Annotated in this window: 15 protein-coding genes; 11 read left to right on the top strand and 4 right to left on the bottom strand. The window is 64.6% G+C overall.

The features are described 5' to 3' along the window. Position 1 precedes the first annotated feature (1 nt). From ACE3OO_RS02245 to ACE3OO_RS02235, 3 genes are all read right to left on the bottom strand, one after another. Positions 2 to 1282, bottom strand: a complete 1281-nt coding sequence (locus tag ACE3OO_RS02245; protein ID WP_374299286.1) for an O-antigen ligase family protein — start codon at positions 1280 to 1282, stop codon at positions 2 to 4. A 19-nt stretch (positions 1283 to 1301) separates the two neighbouring features. Continuing rightward, a complete protein-coding gene (locus tag ACE3OO_RS02240) occupies positions 1302 to 2228 on the bottom strand; it encodes a glycosyltransferase family 2 protein (RefSeq protein WP_374299284.1) in 927 nt (308 codons plus the stop codon). Positions 2229 to 2315: 87 nt separating this feature from the next. After that, complete coding sequence (locus ACE3OO_RS02235; RefSeq protein WP_374299282.1) at positions 2316 to 2561, bottom strand: hypothetical protein; 246 nt, start codon at positions 2559 to 2561, stop codon at positions 2316 to 2318. 254 nt (positions 2562 to 2815) lie between these two features. Between ACE3OO_RS02235 and ACE3OO_RS02230 the strand changes: the two genes are divergently transcribed. The 9 genes from ACE3OO_RS02230 (at position 2816) to ACE3OO_RS02190 (ending at position 11146) form a co-directional block, all read left to right on the top strand. Beyond that, positions 2816 to 3544, top strand: a complete 729-nt coding sequence (locus tag ACE3OO_RS02230) for a DUF1194 domain-containing protein (RefSeq protein ID WP_374299281.1) — start codon at positions 2816 to 2818, stop codon at positions 3542 to 3544. A gap of 248 nt (positions 3545 to 3792) precedes the next feature. Next, entirely contained in the window at positions 3793 to 5001 is a 1209-nt protein-coding gene (locus ACE3OO_RS02225) for an amino acid ABC transporter substrate-binding protein (RefSeq protein WP_374299279.1), read from the top strand. Between the two features lie 75 nt (positions 5002 to 5076). After that, positions 5077 to 5949 carry a branched-chain amino acid ABC transporter permease gene (locus tag ACE3OO_RS02220; protein ID WP_374304649.1) on the top strand — a complete coding sequence of 291 codons (873 nt, stop codon included), beginning with the start codon at positions 5077 to 5079 and terminating at the stop codon, positions 5947 to 5949. Beyond that, complete coding sequence (locus tag ACE3OO_RS02215) at positions 5946 to 6887, top strand: branched-chain amino acid ABC transporter permease (protein ID WP_374299277.1); 942 nt, start codon at positions 5946 to 5948, stop codon at positions 6885 to 6887. The genes ACE3OO_RS02220 and ACE3OO_RS02215 overlap by 4 nt, the downstream gene beginning before the upstream one ends. Then, a complete protein-coding gene (locus ACE3OO_RS02210) occupies positions 6884 to 7618 on the top strand; it encodes an ABC transporter ATP-binding protein (protein WP_374299275.1) in 735 nt (244 codons plus the stop codon). The genes ACE3OO_RS02215 and ACE3OO_RS02210 overlap by 4 nt, the downstream gene beginning before the upstream one ends. Continuing rightward, positions 7611 to 8333, top strand: a complete 723-nt coding sequence (locus ACE3OO_RS02205) for an ABC transporter ATP-binding protein (protein ID WP_374299273.1) — start codon at positions 7611 to 7613, stop codon at positions 8331 to 8333. Before ACE3OO_RS02210 ends, ACE3OO_RS02205 begins: the two co-directional genes overlap by 8 nt. 19 nt (positions 8334 to 8352) lie before the next feature. Continuing rightward, entirely contained in the window at positions 8353 to 9804 is a 1452-nt protein-coding gene (locus ACE3OO_RS02200; RefSeq protein ID WP_374299271.1) for an aldehyde dehydrogenase, read from the top strand. Between the two features lie 11 nt (positions 9805 to 9815). After that, positions 9816 to 10580, top strand: a complete 765-nt coding sequence (locus ACE3OO_RS02195) for an SDR family NAD(P)-dependent oxidoreductase (protein ID WP_374299269.1) — start codon at positions 9816 to 9818, stop codon at positions 10578 to 10580. A 32-nt stretch (positions 10581 to 10612) separates the two neighbouring features. Further along, positions 10613 to 11146 (top strand): 2,4'-dihydroxyacetophenone dioxygenase family protein, encoded by a 534-nt coding sequence (locus ACE3OO_RS02190; protein WP_374299267.1) that lies wholly within the window; start codon positions 10613 to 10615, stop codon positions 11144 to 11146. Positions 11147 to 11150: 4 nt separating this feature from the next. Here ACE3OO_RS02190 and ACE3OO_RS02185 read toward each other — a convergent pair whose 3' ends face one another. Then, the gene (locus tag ACE3OO_RS02185; protein WP_374299265.1) at positions 11151 to 12953 is read right to left on the bottom strand and encodes a PHA/PHB synthase family protein; all 1803 of its coding nucleotides are present in this window, start codon (positions 12951 to 12953) and stop codon (positions 11151 to 11153) included. Positions 12954 to 13151: 198 nt separating this feature from the next. Here ACE3OO_RS02185 and ACE3OO_RS02180 point away from each other — a divergent pair, with 198 nt between their 5' ends. Then, on the top strand, positions 13152 to 14747 hold the full coding sequence (locus tag ACE3OO_RS02180) for a class I adenylate-forming enzyme family protein (protein ID WP_374299263.1): 1596 nt from the start codon (positions 13152 to 13154) through the stop codon (positions 14745 to 14747). 66 nt (positions 14748 to 14813) lie between these two features. Next, the gene (locus ACE3OO_RS02175) at positions 14814 to 15632 is read left to right on the top strand and encodes a CoA transferase subunit A (RefSeq protein ID WP_374299261.1); all 819 of its coding nucleotides are present in this window, start codon (positions 14814 to 14816) and stop codon (positions 15630 to 15632) included. Positions 15633 to 15634 lie beyond the last annotated feature (2 nt).

Here is a 15634-nt window from a genome sequence, read left to right as displayed (position 1 = left end):
GTCAGAGGGTCTCGTCGCTTTTTTCCTGGCGATGCGTCAGGCGGGCGGTGGCCACGGCCATGGATAAAGAGGCCCATAGCAGCATCGCCGGCCAGTTGCTGAAGAAACTCTGGCTGGCCGTGAAGGGGAAGAGCAACAGCATGAAGCAGCCTGCCGTCAATGCGCCGATGATGCGGTTTTCTGCCTGCTGCTTCAGCAGATCGATGCTCACGCCCGCCAGCGAAATGACGAAGGCGACGAAGCCCAGGCTTCCGGCGATACCGGTTTCCGCCAGCCATTCGATGTAGACATTATGCGGGTGGGGGTGACAACCATCCTTCAGCGTATCGCCCAGCACGATCTGGCAGGCGGCCTGGAAATTCTTCATGCCGGCGCCGGTCAGCGGGTATTCCCGCCAGACATGCAAGCCTGCGGCAAACAATTCGCCATAGGGCGAAGCCCAGAAGTTGTTCAGCACATCCAGCAGGCTGTCGATCCGGGCCAGGATGCGGGGGCTGGTCAGCCCGATAATAATCATGATGCCGATCGCAACCACTCCCAGCAGCAGACCGTAAAGCCGATAACGCGGCGGCGCGAACAGGATGGCCAGCCCAAGGCTGGTCAGGATGGCGATCAGCGTCAGCAGCGATGCGGCCCGTTCGCCGGTCAGCAGAATGAACCCAAAGCCTGCCATTGCGGCAACGGCAACACCGGCGATCCGCGCCAGCGAACGTGAGCGCGAATGTATCAGCAGGAAAACGGCGCCGATCAGCAGGGGAAAACCGATGCGGGCGACGAACATGCCGATATTCGGCCGGTCGAGCGGCCCGGTCAGGCGAGTGCCGGATATGGGCCGGCCCGTCAGCGAGACGCCGCGCAGGAGCTGGATCAGGCCATCGAGCACCGCAAAGCCGATGGTTGCCGCCCAGGCCATGACGACCCATCTTGCATCGCGCGGCGATTGCACCAGCCAGGTCGAGACAGCGGCGAACAGCACGATGAAGCGGATCCACAGCAGGCTGCGGCTGAACGAGGTTCCGGGATCGACGGCCAGCGGCGAAACCAGCAGGTTGAGTGCCAGCCATGTGGCCAGCAGCGCCAGGATCGGCGGATACAGCGCCACACGCCATGTGCGGCGGGATGCCAGCACGACCAGGTAACTGACCCCGATCAGCCCAACCACAACCTCGGCGCCACCGCGCCAGAACAGCAACATGGCCGGCAGAATGGCGAACAGGCCCAGGTTGATCTGCCGCAATTTGCCGGTCCAGTCGCTGGCGGCGGGGATATAGGGTGAAATCATGCTGATATTCCTGATTGCGTCAGGGCCTGCGTATGCCCGGCATGGCGTGGAATGCCACGGCGGCCTGATCAAGATGGCGGCCTGACACGTCCAGGCCGATCTTTGCGGCCAGATAGCCGGCAAATGCAGGCACCACACCAATTTGCAATCCACTCCTGCGCACCGCCTTCCACACGATGGAGGCGCAGGTTGCGGCGATCTTGCGGCGGTCCTGCGGTGTCAGCCCGGCATCGGCATGCAGCAGATTGTAATAGGCGAAGAAACGGTCATGGTGCTGCTGCCGCTTGTCGGCCGAGAGATGCGTCTCCGCCCGCGGCGCCCACATCACGTTGGCCTGCAGGTCGATCAGCCGACGGGCTTTCAGTGCCAGGCGCAGCGGCAATGATTCATCCTGGATGAACAGGCGTTCGTCACAGCCGCCGGCGGCGCAGAACAGGGTGGTCTCGACCAGCCACGCCATGCGCACGAAGCCGCGGCCGCTCAGGATGGTGGTCAGTGGGCGGTCGCTGACTTCAAGGGCGGGATTGCCGCCGATGGCCGGCGGGCGAAGATCGGCCGCCGCCTGGGCCGTAGGGGCCACTTTGCCATGCACCATGTCGGCGCGATGTTCCTGCGTCAGGCGCAGCATCGTCGCCACGGCATCCGGGGCAATCAGTTCGTCGGCATCGATCAGGCACAGATAGCGACCGCGCGCCTGGGCCGCACCCTGGTTCAGGCGCCGGCTGGGGCCGGCATTGTCGCTGTTGCGAATGACCATAAGGCCGGGCAGGGCGTCGGCCCGGGCCTGCAGGATGTCGGCCGAGCCATCCCGCGAGGCATCATCGACGAAGATATATTCGGCGGAAACAGGCGGTCGCTGCCCAGCCAGGGCCGCCACAACATGGGGCAGGATGTCTGCCTTGTTGTAGACCGGAATCACAAAACTGATTTCAGGCTGGCCGGGCATGCTGAGCCGCTGGTCGGGAGAGGACGCGGATAGCCGCGAATAAAGGCTTTCGCCTCAGTTTACAAGCTCGGCTGGGAATATCGCGGTTCAGGCGACCAGAAAGATCGATTCGGCGGGCGGGCGGCGCTGCGCATTGGCAAAGCCGTCATAGGTGATCGGCGCACCATGGAATTCACGAACCGGGGCCTCGCGTTCGGCCTTGGCCTTGTCGGGTCCGCCGATCTCGCCGCGCACTTCCAGCAGCTTCTGCAGCATGGTCTCCGCCCCCGGCAACTGCCCTTCGCTGACGATCTCGGCACGCGATTTCGGCATGCCGCCCGTGCTCAGGGTCATGGAGGCACGCTCAATGGGGAGAGACGGAATAATGGCGGTGATATTAGACATAATGATAAGGTTACCAAATTATTTATCCACAGCAAACAATCGTAATAAATGTAAATGTTTTCAGTGGGTTGTCGGCCAATCCGCGATCCGGTGAATGGCGAATTTCGCCATCTCGCCCCGGCCGACATACTTGATCCCTACAATGCCGGCCAGTGCGGCAATGCGGGCCGGGAATGGAATCCGGGAATGCGGGGGGATGATTCTTGTTATCTCGTCGTCTGATCAAACGTCGCGGCTTTCTGTCCGGTGGGGCCAGCCTGGCAGGTCTTGCGCTTGGCGTTCCGGGCATCCTGTACGGCCAGCAGCGCAAGGTCGACATGGCGCTGGCGCTGGCCGCCGATTGCTCGGGCAGCGTTCAGAACGAGCATTATGCCCTGCAGCAGCGCGGATACGGCGATGCTTTTCGCGACCCCAAAGTGATCAAGGCGATCCGCTCCGGCATCCATGGCGCCATCGCAGTCATGTATTTTCAGTGGTCGGGCTATCGGTTGCAGGCGCAGCTCATGCCTTGGACAATCCTGCAGGCCGACACCGAGATTCTGGCCTTTGCCCATGCATTGGAGCGAACGGAGCGGATGATCTTCAGCGGTGGCACATCGCCAGGTGGGGCGATTGAATTCGGCCAGGCACTGCTGATGCAGACTCCATTCGAGACAGTGCGGCGCGTCATCGATGTCTCGGGTGACGGACGCAGCAACAACGGGCCGCCGCCCGATGCCGCGCGCGACCGTGCCGTGGCCGGTGGCATTGTCATCAATGGTCTGCCGATCCTGCATATGGAACCCGAGATCGATGAGTATTACCGCGACCATGTGATTGGCGGACCGGGCGCCTTTGTCATGCCCGCCCGGGATTTCGAAGCCTTTGCCACTGCGATCCGCCGCAAACTGATTCTGGAAATCGCGGGGACCGGTATCCCGTCTCGCTCCTGAACGACTGGTCATCCGTCAGCGGGCGGAGCGTTGGCGGGTCAATCCTGCACGAATGATTATGTGCGTCGCAGCACGATAACGGCGGCGGTGATATTCGCGCCGGGATAAGTTCCAGTTCACTCTGAGGCAAGATAGCGGAACCGAACAGCGTTACTTCTGTGCCGGATTTCCTGCCGCCCCCCTGGCGGGAAAAGAAACGCCTCGCCCGGATCATCCGCCGGAGCAGGCGATCAATGGGAGGAGTAAACATGAAAAAACGATTGCAAGCGCTATCGGCCGTGCTGGCCGTCGGCCTGCTCACGGTTGCGGCGACGGCCGCGATGGCGCAGGACAAGATCAAGATCGGCTACGCGATTTCCAAAACCGGCCCGAATGCCGGCGGCGCCAACATCACCCAGATTCCGAATTACCAGCTCTGGGTGAAAGAGGTGAACGACAAGGGCGGCCTCAAGCTCGGCGACAAGCGCGTGCCGATTGAGGTGGTCGAATACGACGACCGCTCGAATTCGGAAGAAGCCGTGCGTGCCGTCGAGCGCCTGGTGACCCAGGACAAGGTCGATCTGCTGTTCCCGCCCTGGGGTACCGGCCTGAACCTCGCGGTCGGCCCGGTTTTCAATAAATACGGCTATCCGCAACTGACCTTCAGCGCCGTCACCGACCAGGCGCCGGCGCTGGCCAAACGCTGGCCCAACAGCTTCTGGTTCCTCGGCACCAGCGAGATGTATGTGCATGCGCTGGCCGACCTGCTGGCCAAACAGAAGAAAGCCGGCAAGATCAGTGGTGATGTTGCCATGATCAGCATCGCCGATGGGTTCGGCATCGATCTGTCGAAGGCGGCCCGCGATGGCTTTGCCAAGGCCGGGTTGAAGCTGGTCTATGACAAGAGCTATCCGATCGGCACGCAGGATATGTCGCCGCTGATCAGCGAAGCGCAGCGCTCGGGCGCCGATACCTTCGTTGCCTTCAGCTATCCGCCCGATACGCTGGCGATCACCGATCAGGCCAAGATCGCCAATTTCTCGCCCAAGGTGATGTTCCTCGGCGTGGGCGTGGCCTTTCCGCTCTATCCGCAGAAGTTCGGCCCCAATACCGAAGGCATCATGACGCTTGGCGGCTGGTCGCCCGACAACAAGGGGACGCTGGAATACCGCAAGAAGCATAACGACATGCATGGCCGTGACCCCGATTACTGGGGCAGCCAGGTCGGCTATGCCTCGCTGCAGATGCTTGAGCAGGCCATCGAGCGCGTCGGCAAAATCGATCGTCCGGCCATCATCAAGGAACTGCAGACCGGCACCTTCGACACCGTACTCGGCAAGATCAAGCTGGAAAACAACATGCCGAAGGATGCCTTCTGGTATATCGGCCAATGGCAGAACGGCTTCTTCACGGGCGTCGCACCCGAAAAGCCCGGCGCCGGCCAGATGGTCGTGCCAAAGCCGGCCTGGAAGCCGTAAGCGGAGATGCGGCAGGCGCCGGAGCGCCTGCCGCATGCCGGCCCGTCAGGTCTGTGTGTGTGAAGGTTCTGCTTGATGTTCATTGAAGCGTTGCTGTCCGGCATCACGCTGGGGGGTATGTACGCCCTCGTCGCCATGGGACTGACCCTGCAATATGGCGTGGCGCGGATCATGAACCTGTCATATGGCGAATTGCTGATCGCCGCCGCCTTTGCGGCCTTCTGGTTCTTCACCGCCGCCGGGCTGCCGCCGTTGGCCGGCATGCTCGTGATCGTGCCGGCCGCCATGATCATCACCTATGCCATCTACCGCATCCTGCTGGTGCCGCTGGTGCGCCGCGCGAAGACCCGCGACGCGCTGGAAGTCGACAGCATCCTGGCCACCTTCGGCCTGCTCTTCGTGGTGCAGGGTGTGATGCTCGTGCTGTTTGGCGGCGCCTATTACAGCTATTCGTTCCTGGCCATCCCGGTGAATGTGCTGGGCGTCACCCTCGCGGCCAACCGCCTGCTGGCGCTGGCCTTCGCCGCCGTGATCGGACTGGTGCTCTACTGGGGCTTGACCCGCACGCGGGCCGGTACGGCGGTGCGCGCCGTCGCCGTCGATCCCGTTGCGGCGCAACTTGTCGCCATCGACGTGCGCGCCACGGCGGCGATTGCCTTTGCGCTGGGCGGCGGCCTGATCGCAGCCAGCGGCGTGCTGATCTCGATGTTCCTCACCTTTAATGCCAATATCGGCGTGGTCTTCACCATGAAGGCGCTGATCGTCGTGATCATGGGCGGCGTGGGCAACATGCTGGGCGCGCTGGTCGCCGGACTCATCCTGGGCCTGACCGAGACCTTCGTGGCCACCTGGATCGATCCCGGCCTCACGCTGGCCGCCACCTACACGATCTTCCTGCTGATCCTGCTGGTGCGTCCGCAGGGCCTGTTCGGCGGGGACGGCCGATGAACCGCCAGATCCTGCTGGGTATGCCGCTGGCCCTGATCGCGGTCACCGTATTGGCTGCGGTGCCGTTTTTTGCCGATGGCTATGGCCTGTCGCTGGCGATCGGCATCCTGAACTACGCCGTGCTGGCCACCGCCTGGGCATTGTTCTCTGGTCCCACGCGCTATGTCTCGCTCGCCACCGTCGCCTTTTTCGGCATCGGCGCCTATACGGTGGCGGTGTTCGGCGAGGTACTCGCCTGGCCGTTGGTGCTGCTGATCGCGTTGGTCATCGGCCTGGTCGTCGCGCTGGTGGTCGGTCTGTCCACTTTGCGCCTTTCGGGCGTGTATTTTGTCATCTTCACCTTTGGGTTGGCGGAACTGATCCGCCAGCTGGTGACCTGGTACGAGGTCAACATCACCCGCACCCTCGGGCGGTATGTGTTCATCGACATCACCACCGAGCAGATCTACTGGCAGCTTCTCGGTCTGGCCGTGCTGGTTTTCCTCTGCGGCATCCTGATCCGGCGGTCGCGGCTGGGCCTGGCGCTGCGGGTGATCGGCGACGACGAAACCGTGGCGCGCCATGTCGGCATCAACACCACCACGGCCAAGGTGGCGTTGTTCGCCCTCAGCGCCGTGTTCATGACGCTCTCTGGCGCGGTGATGGCGCCACGCTGGACCTATATCGATCCGGCTATCGCCTTCAACCCGGTCACATCGTTCCAGGTGCTGATCATGGCCCTGCTGGGCGGCGTGCACCGCCTCTATGGCCCGGTACTGGGCGTGGTGCCGCTGGCGCTGCTGTTCGAATACCTGCTCGCCAACTTCCCGAACCATTTCAGCATCCTGATCGGTCTGGCCTTCATGCTGATCGTGTACGCCATCCCGCGCGGCATCGTCGGCCTGCTGGAGCAGGGACGCGGCGCCATACGAGGTTTCGGCGGGGAGAAGCGGCCATGAGCGCGCAGCCGCTACTGCAGGTTTCCGGCCTCACCCGCCGCTTTGGCGGTCTCGTTGCCGTCGATGGCGTGGAATTCACGGTGAACGACGGCGAGATACTCGGCCTGCTCGGGCCGAACGGCTCGGGCAAGACCACGGTGCTGAACATGATCTCGGGCGCGCTCGCACCCAATGACGGCACGATCCAGTTGCGCGGCGCGGCGATCCATGGCCTGGCCCCGCACCGGATCGCCCGCCTGGGCGTCGCCCGCACCTTCCAGCTCGTCCGCGTGCTCGCCTCCCTGTCGTGCCGCGAGAATGTGCTGGCCGGCCTCGCGTTCGGCACCCGGCATCTGTGGGGGAATGCCGCCGCCCGCGAGGCCGGGGATATCCTGGTCCGGGTCGGTCTGGCCGGCCGCGCCGAGACGATGACGACCGAACTCACCTATATCGACCAGAAGCGCTTGGAACTGGCGCGAGCGCTGGCGCTGAAGCCGCAGCTTCTGCTGCTGGATGAATGGCTGGCCGGGCTCAATCCCACCGAACTGCTGCAGGGCATCGACCTGATCCGCTCGCTGCGTTCCGAAGGCATCGCCATCCTGATGGTCGAGCATGTGATGGATGCTATCCGTTCGCTCTGCGACCGCTGCGTGGTGATGAATGCCGGGCGCAAGATCGCCGATGGCAGGCCCTCCGCCGTGCTGGCCGATCCGGAAGTCGTGCGTGCCTATCTGGGGGATGCCGATGCTTGAGATCGCCAGCCTCTCGGTGTCCTACGGCAAGCACCGCGCCCTCGATAACGTGGGCCTCAATGTTGGTGCGCGCGAGATTGTCGTGATCCTCGGCGCCAATGGCAGCGGCAAGACCTCGCTGCTGCGGGCAATCGGCGGCCTGCAGCCGACGGCGGCCGATACCCGCATCACGCTGGCCGGGCAGAATCTGCGCCGGCTGGGCGCGCACCAGATCGTCGAGGCCGGACTGGCGCTGGTGCCCGAGGGCCGCGGCATCTTCGGCGAGCTGACCGTGCGCGAGAACTTGCAGCTCGGTGCCTTCGCCAAGCGCGCACGCACCAAGGAGAGTGAGAACCTGCAGGGCGTGCTGACGCTGTTTCCCCGCCTGGCCGAGCGCATGAACCAGGCCGCCCGGACCATGAGCGGCGGCGAGCAGCAGATGGTGGCCATCGGCCGTGCCCTGATGTCGGCGCCCGACATTCTGCTGCTGGACGAGCCGTCGCTGGGCCTGTCGCCGCTGATGTGCGGCGAGTTGTTCGGTGCCCTGGAAAAGGTACGCGAGGCCGGCATCGGCGTGCTGCTGGTCGAGCAGAATGCCAAACGCAGCCTCGCCATCGCCGACCGGGGCTACCTGATCGAGAACGGACGCATCGTGGGGCAGGGCAATGCTGCCGCACTGCGTGACGATCCGGCGGTGCAGCGCGCCTATCTGGGTGTCGCCGCAGGCACACATTGAAGACCAAGGGAGAGCAAGCATGTTCACCATCGATCTGCTGATTGACGGCAAGAATGTCGCGGCCGTCGGCGGCCGTACCTTCGAGCGCCACAACCCGCTGACGGGCGCCGTGGCCAGCCGCGCGGCGGCCGCCGACGTATCCGATGCGATCAAGGCCGCCGAGGCGGCGGCCAAGGCCTTTCCCGCCTGGTCGGCGCTGGGGCCGAATGCGCGGCGCGCCCATCTGCTGAAGGCGGCCGACGCGCTGGCGGCGCGGGCCAAGGATTTCATCGCCCGCATGGCCGAGGAAACCGGGGCGACGGCGGCCTGGGCCGGCTTCAACGTGCATCTGGCCTCGGGCATGCTGCGCGAGGCGGCGGCGATGACCACCCAGATCGGCGGCGAGGTGATTCCCTCTGACAAACCGGGCTGCGTGGCGATGGCGGTGCGCCAGCCGGTCGGCGTCATCCTCGGCATCGCGCCCTGGAACGCACCGGTGATCCTCGCCACCCGCGCGCTGGCGATGCCGCTGGCCTGCGGCAACACCGTGGTGCTGAAGGCGTCCGAGATCTGCCCCGGCACCCATCGCCTGATCGCCGAAGCGCTGGCCGATGCCGGCCTGCCGCCCGGCGTGGTGAATGTGGTGACCAATGCGCCGGCCGATGCCGCGAAAGTGGTGGAGGCCCTGATCGCCCATCCGGCGGTGCGGCGCATCAACTTCACCGGCTCCACGAAAGTGGGCCGCATCATCGCCGAGACGGCGGCGCGGTATCTCAAGCCGGTGCTGCTGGAACTGGGCGGCAAGGCGCCGTTCCTGGTGCTGGAGGATGCCGACCTGGACGAGGCCGTGAAGGCCGCCGCCTTCGGCGCCTTCATGAACCAGGGCCAGATATGTATGTCCACCGAGCGCATCGTGGTGGACCAGAAGGTCGGCGATGCCTTCGTCGCCAAATTCGCCGCCAAGGCGCAGACGCTGGTGGCCGGCGATCCGCGCCAGGGCAACACGCCGCTGGGCGCCGTGGTCAGCCGCGAGGCGGCCGAGAAGGTGGTGCATCTGATCGACGACGCGGTGGCCAAGGGCGCCAGGCTGGTGGCCGGCGGCAAGGCCGATGGCGCCATCATGTCGGCCAGCGTGCTCGATCACGTCACGCCCGACATGAATATCTATCACGAGGAATCCTTCGGTCCGGTCACCTGCGTGGTGCGGGCGCGCGACGAGGAAGATGCCATCCGCATCGCCAACGATACCGAATACGGCCTGGCCGCCGCCGTGTTCAGCCGCGACATCCCGCGCGCCATGGGCGTGGCGCGCCGCATCGAAAGCGGCATCTGCCACATCAACGGCCCCACCGTGCATGACGAGGCGCAGATGCCCTTCGGCGGCACCAAGGCGTCCGGTTACGGCCGCTTCGGCGGCAAGGCCGGCATCGAGGAATTCACCGAACTGCGCTGGATCACCATTGAGACCCAGCCTGGCCATTACCCGATCTGAGCGGAGGCGTCATGGCATTGCTGGAGGGCAGGGTCTGCATCGTCACCGGCGCGGCCGGCAGTCTTGGGCTGGCCAGCGCCGCCGCCTTCCTGCACGAGGGCGGACGCGTCATGCTGGTGGACCTGAAGCAGGATGAGCTGGAAGCCGCGCGGCGTGAGCTGAACGCGCCGGCCGACCGCGTGGCGGTGTTCGCCGCCGACGTGGCCGACGCGGCGGCCACGCGCGGCTATATCGATGCCACCATGGCGCAATGGGGCCGCATCGACGTGCTGTTCTCCAATGCTGGGATCAGCGGCGTGATCAGCCCGATCACCGAATATCCGGAAGATGTATTCGATGCGGTGATGGCCGTGAATGTGCGCGCATCCTTCCTGGCCTGCAAATATGGCCTGCCCAGGATGGCGAAAGGCGGCAGCATCATCATCACCTCCAGCGTGGTGGGCGTGACCAGCGATCCCGGCATCTGCGCCTATGCCACCTCCAAGCATGCCGTGATCGGCCTGATGCGCACGGCGGCGAAAGAGGCCGCACCGCGCGGCATCCGTGTCAACGTGATCGCGCCGGGGCCGATCGACAACGGCTTCCAGAAGGAGATCGAGACGGGGCTTTCGGCCGCCATCGGCCGCGATGCCACCAAGCTGCTCGATTCCATCATCCCGCTCGGCCGCCATGCCCGGCCTGAGGAAGTCGCGCGGTCGGTGCTGTTTCTGGCCAGCGACCAGAGCAGCTTCTCCACCGGCAGCGTCTTCATGGCCGATGGCGGCATGCATATCTGAGAAACGACCGCCAAAATAATTGGAGGAACCCCATGCCCGAACGCGCCACCACCGAATTCTGGAAAGACCTCAAGCCCATAGCCAAGGTGTTCCAGCCCGATGCGCTGCCCGAAGCCTATATCGCCAACGCGCCGACGGATGACGAGAAGCTGTATGTGCCCTTCACCGACACGGTATCGTCACGGCCGTTATGGATTTCGCCGTCGCAGAACAAGTGGTGCGACATCCTGATGGCGAAAAGCGCCGGGCTGGTGAACCGGCATTATCATCCCCATGAGGTATTCGCCTACACCATCTCGGGCAAATGGGGCTATCTGGAGCATGACTGGACGGCGACAGCCGGCGATTTCGTCTACGAGACGCCGGGCGAGGGCCATACCCTGGTGGCTTACGAGCACAAGGACCCGATGAAGGTGTTCTTCATCGTCACCGGGCCGCTGATCTGGCTGGACGAAGCCGGCGAGCCGAACGGGTATTTCGACGTGCACCAGTATATCGCCATGTGCAAGGCGCATTACGACAAGATCGGCCTTGGCGCCGATTACATCAACACGCTGTATCGCTGAAGCCTCAGGGCTGGCGCACGTAAGAACCGGGTGCCGGCTCCAGGGCTTTGTAGCCGGCGGCCGCATTGCCCATCTCTGGCGGCGCGACGCGGGCGCTGCTGTGCTGGGCCAGCCAGTCGAACCAGGCCGGCCACCACGAACCGGATTGCGCCGGCGTATCGGCCAGCCAGCGGTCGGGGTCCACATAAGGCGCATGTTCGGGGTGATGGGCCAGCCGGTAATGCCGGTTGTTCTTGCCCGGCTCGCTGACGATGCCGGCATTGTGACCGCCCGAGGTGAGCAGGAAGGTCACGTCGGTATCGGCCAGGCGCACGATCTTGAACACCGAATGCCAGGGCGCGACATGGTCGAACTCGGTGCCCACGGCGAAAACCGGCACGCGGATATCGGTCAGCGCCACCGCGCGGCCATCCACCTGCATCCGCCCTTCCGCGAAATCGTTGTTGAGGAACAATCCGCGCAGGTATTCGCTGTGCATGCGATAGGGCATGCGGGTCTGGTCGGCGTTCCAGGCCATCAGATCGATCATGCCGCTGCGTTCGCCCACGATATAGTCGTGCATCATCTGCGACCAGATCAGGTCGTTGGAGCGCAGCAACTGGAAGGCGCCGGCCATCTGCTTGGTATCCAGATAACCCTGCTGCCACATCATGTCTTCCAGGAAGGTCACCTGGTTCTCGTCGATGAACAGCGTCAGTTCGCCGGCTTCCGAGAAATCGGTCTGCGCCGCCAGCAGGGTCAGGCTGGCCAGGCGCTCGTCGCCGTCGCGCGCCATGGCGGCGGCGGCCACAGACAGCAGCGTGCCGCCCAGGCAATAACCCACGCCGTGGATCTTCCGTTCCGGGCAGATCGCCGATACGGCGTCCAGCGCCGCCATCACGCCCAGTTTGCGGTAATCGTCGAAACCCAGCTCGCGGTCGTCGTAGCCCGGGTTCTTCCACGAGATCATGAACACGGTATGGCCGCGCTCGACCAGATGGCGCACCATCGAATTCCGCGCCGACAAATCAAGGATGTAGTATTTCATGATCCAGGCCGGCACCAGCAGCACCGGCTCGGCCTGTACTGTATCTGTGCTTGGCGCATACTGGATCACTTCTATGAGGCGGTTGCGGAACACCACCTGGCCCGGTGTGACCGCCACGGTCTCGCCCACGCGAAAATCCTCCGCGCCCACCGGCGGCTTGCCGGCCAGGTTGCGCTGCAGGTCCTCGACGAAGTTGCCGAAGCCGCGCACCAGGTTCATGCCGCCTTCGTTGATCGTGCGCTGCAGGGCCACCGGATTGGTCAGCAGATTGTTGCTGGGCGAGAAGATATCGAAGATCTGGCGCGTGGCGAATTCGACCACCTGCTCATGGTGCTTCGACACGCCGCGCACGCCGGTGGTGGCGTTGTGCAGCCATTGCTGGGCCAGCAGGAAGGACTGGTAGATGAAGTTGAAGGGCGGTTTCTGCCAGGCCGGATCGGCGAAGCGGCGATCCTGCGGCAACGGCTTGATGCAGGTTTCGCTCTGGTCCTGGCCCATGCCGCTGTTGGCATAAAGGGCGAAGCGCAACATCTTGCGCAGCGCCTTGTGCCCCAGCTCGGCCTGCTTGCCGGGCGAGAGCGCCAGGTGCATCGCCCAGTCCAGATAGGCCGCCGGCAGGGCCAGCGGCGAGATGCCGAGCGACATCTTCGCCAGCGTGGCATTCACCAGCCGGTCGAGCGGCAAAGCGGCACCATCCTCGGCCTCGGGCGGGCAGGGGGCGGCCGGTGCAGCAGCAGGTGGCTGGGCGGCGGCCGGGGCGGTGGGAAGCTTGGCGTGCATGTCTGGCCTGGGTTTGAGAAGCGTGTTTTTATGCCGCAACTCTATCAGGCGTTTGTGGTAGGAATTTGATTATGCTCAATAAATGACGCGGATCAGACAATTTGCCGCGCTGCAGCAAATAACGCTGCCAAATCAATCCGTTAATTGACGATCCGGCCCCGCACCCGCCATCCTGTCGACATGCAATCGGGAGGAATCATGGCCTGGGCGCTCGATCCGAGCATCAAAATCCGCCGCGAGGCGCATTTCGGCGACCGCGTGGTGCACTGCTTCGCCGACCGCCCGGCCCATAGCTGGGACATCTTCGCGCGCAGTGTGGAAGCGTGGCCGGACAGCGACGCCGTGGTGGCCGGCGAAACGCGGCTGAGCTACCGCGCGCTGGCCGAGCAAGCCGAGCGCATCGCCGCCGGCATGGCGGCGCTGGGGATCGGATCTGGCGATCGCGTCGCCCTGCTGGTCGGCAACCGCATTGAGTTCATCACCGTCACGCTGGCCGCGCTAAGGCTGGGCGCCATCGCCGTGCCGCTCGGCACGCGCCTGCAGGGGCCCGAGATCGCCTATATCCTCGATCATGCCGGCGCATCATTGCTGGTGCACGAAGCCGACCTGTCTGATCGCCTGCCTTCTGCCGCAGAAGCACCGCACCTGAAGCACCGCGTCGCCGTAGGCGGCGGCAGCAAGGGCTCGCTGCCCTTTGCCGATCTGCGCAGCGATGCTGCCGCACCGGCCTTCGTCGCGCCGGCCGAGGAAGACACGGCCGTGATCCTCTACACCTCGGGCACCACCGGCCGGCCGAAAGGCGCGATGCTGTCGCATTTCAACATCGTGCATTCGGCCCTGCATTTTCAGCATTGCATGGGTCTGGGGCCGAGCGACCGCTCGTTGCTGGCGGTGCCGGCCAGCCATGTCACCGGCCTGATCGCCATCATCGTCACCGCCTGGCAGGGCGGCGGCTGCGTCATCGTCGTACCGGAATTCAAGGCACGCGATTTCCTGCCGCTGGCGCAGACGGAGCGCCTGACTCACACCATCATGGTGCCGGCGATGTATAATCTGTGCCTGCTGCAGCCCGATTTCGACCGATACGATCTCTCGTCCTGGCGCATCGGCGGTTATGGCGGCGCGCCGATGCCGCAGGCCACCATCGCGGCGCTGGCCGATAAACTGCCGCAGTTGCAGCTGATGAATGCCTACGGCGCCACCGAAACCACGTCGCCCACCACCATCATGCCGCCGCGCTTCACCGCCAGCCATTCCGACTCGGTGGGCCTGGAGGCGCCCTGCGCCGAGGTGATCGTGGTGGACGCGCAGGGTCGCGAACTGCCGCGCGGGGAAAGCGGCGAGATCTGGATCGGCGGGCCGATGGTGGTGCGCGGCTACTGGAACAACCCGCAGGCCACGGCCGAGAACTTCACCGCCGGCTTCTGGCATTCCGGCGATGTTGGCTCCATCGACACCGATGGCTTTGTGCGGGTCTTCGACCGCGTGAAGGACATGATCAACCGCGGCGGCTACAAGATTTTCTCCGTCGAGGTCGAGAATGTGCTGAGCGGCCATCCCGGTGTGCTGGAAAGCGCCATCGTCGCCAAACCCTGCCCGGTGCTGGGTGAACGCGTGCATGCCTTCGTCGCGCGACGGCAAGCCGTGGACGCCGCCGAATTGCAGGCCTATTGCGCCAAACACCTGGCCGACTACAAGGTTCCGGAAAGCTTCACGCTGCTCGATGAGCCACTGCCGCGCAACGCCAACGGCAAGCTGCTCAAGCGTGTGTTGCGCGACAGTATCGCAAACTGATTCCGGGTTGCCGCGCGGGGCGATCCGCGCAACAATCCGTGCCAAGGTAATCTGGAGGAAACCGTCATGCCGGGCTCAACCGTCGCGCAGCTTGCCGCGCAGATTCCCGATGGCGCCAAAATCGCCGTGCCGCCCGATTATTCCGGCGTGGCGATGGAACTCACCCGTGCCATGATCCGGCGCGGGGTGCGGAACCTGCATGTGGTCTGCGTGCCGGTCTCGGGTCTGCAAACCGATCTGCTGATCGGTGCGGGCTGTGTCGCCACGCTGGAAACCTCGGCGGTGACGCTCGGTGAATATGGCGGCGCGCCGCGCTTTGCCGCCGGACTGAAGCGCAAGGCATTCAGGATGATGGATGCCACCTGTCCCGCCGTGCATGCGGCGATCCAGGCCGCCGGCAAGGGCCTGCCTTTCATGCCGCTGCGCGGCCTGCTGGGCAGCGATCTGCTCAAGAACCGGCCCGACTGGCAGGTGATCGACAATCCCTTCGCGGCAGAGAAGGATCCCATCGTGCTCTTGCCGGCGATCCGGCCCGATATCGCGGTGTTCCACGCGCCATTCGCCGACCGCAACGGCAACGTCTTCATCGGCCGCCGCCGCGAACTGGTGGCGATGGCTCATGCCTCGGCCGTGTCGCTGATCACCGTGGAGGAAATTCGCGATGTCGACCTGCTGGCAACCGAAGAGAGCGCGGCCGGCACGCTGACGGCCGCCTATATCGGCGACATCGCCGTGGCGCCGCGCGGCGCCTGGCCGGTCAAGCTGTGGGACATCTACGATTACGACGATGCCCACATGCGCCGGTATCTGGAACTGGCCCGCAGTGACGAGGGCTTCGCGCATTACCTCGCCGAATTCGTGCAACCGCGCCAGGCGGCGGAGTAAGG

The organism is Ferrovibrio sp., from assembly GCF_041906005.1.
In the GTDB taxonomy this organism is placed as follows: Bacteria; Pseudomonadota; Alphaproteobacteria; order Ferrovibrionales; family Ferrovibrionaceae; genus Ferrovibrio.
The sequence above is the reverse complement of the archived record's forward strand: the minus strand, read 5'-3'. Positions and strand labels throughout refer to the sequence as shown.

Bases quoted from the DNA above. Each gene is read 5' to 3' on its own strand.
- ACE3OO_RS02245 (WP_374299286.1), bottom strand. From the start codon at position 1,282: ATGATTTCACCCTATATCCCCGCCGCCAGCGACTGGACCGGCAAATTG.
- ACE3OO_RS02240 (WP_374299284.1), bottom strand. From the start codon at position 2,228: ATGCCCGGCCAGCCTGAAATCAGTTTTGTGATTCCGGTCTACAACAAG.
- ACE3OO_RS02235 (WP_374299282.1), bottom strand. From the start codon at position 2,561: ATGACCCTGAGCACGGGCGGCATGCCGAAATCGCGTGCCGAGATCGTC.
- ACE3OO_RS02225 (WP_374299279.1), top strand. From the start codon at position 3,793: ATGAAAAAACGATTGCAAGCGCTATCGGCCGTGCTGGCCGTCGGCCTG.
- ACE3OO_RS02220 (WP_374304649.1), top strand. From the start codon at position 5,077: ATGTTCATTGAAGCGTTGCTGTCCGGCATCACGCTGGGGGGTATGTAC.
- ACE3OO_RS02215 (WP_374299277.1), top strand. From the start codon at position 5,946: ATGAACCGCCAGATCCTGCTGGGTATGCCGCTGGCCCTGATCGCGGTC.
- ACE3OO_RS02210 (WP_374299275.1), top strand. From the start codon at position 6,884: ATGAGCGCGCAGCCGCTACTGCAGGTTTCCGGCCTCACCCGCCGCTTT.
- ACE3OO_RS02205 (WP_374299273.1), top strand. From the start codon at position 7,611: ATGCTTGAGATCGCCAGCCTCTCGGTGTCCTACGGCAAGCACCGCGCC.
- ACE3OO_RS02200 (WP_374299271.1), top strand. From the start codon at position 8,353: ATGTTCACCATCGATCTGCTGATTGACGGCAAGAATGTCGCGGCCGTC.
- ACE3OO_RS02195 (WP_374299269.1), top strand. From the start codon at position 9,816: ATGGCATTGCTGGAGGGCAGGGTCTGCATCGTCACCGGCGCGGCCGGC.
- ACE3OO_RS02190 (WP_374299267.1), top strand. From the start codon at position 10,613: ATGCCCGAACGCGCCACCACCGAATTCTGGAAAGACCTCAAGCCCATA.
- ACE3OO_RS02185 (WP_374299265.1), bottom strand. From the start codon at position 12,953: ATGCACGCCAAGCTTCCCACCGCCCCGGCCGCCGCCCAGCCACCTGCT.
- ACE3OO_RS02180 (WP_374299263.1), top strand. From the start codon at position 13,152: ATGGCCTGGGCGCTCGATCCGAGCATCAAAATCCGCCGCGAGGCGCAT.
- ACE3OO_RS02175 (WP_374299261.1), top strand. From the start codon at position 14,814: ATGCCGGGCTCAACCGTCGCGCAGCTTGCCGCGCAGATTCCCGATGGC.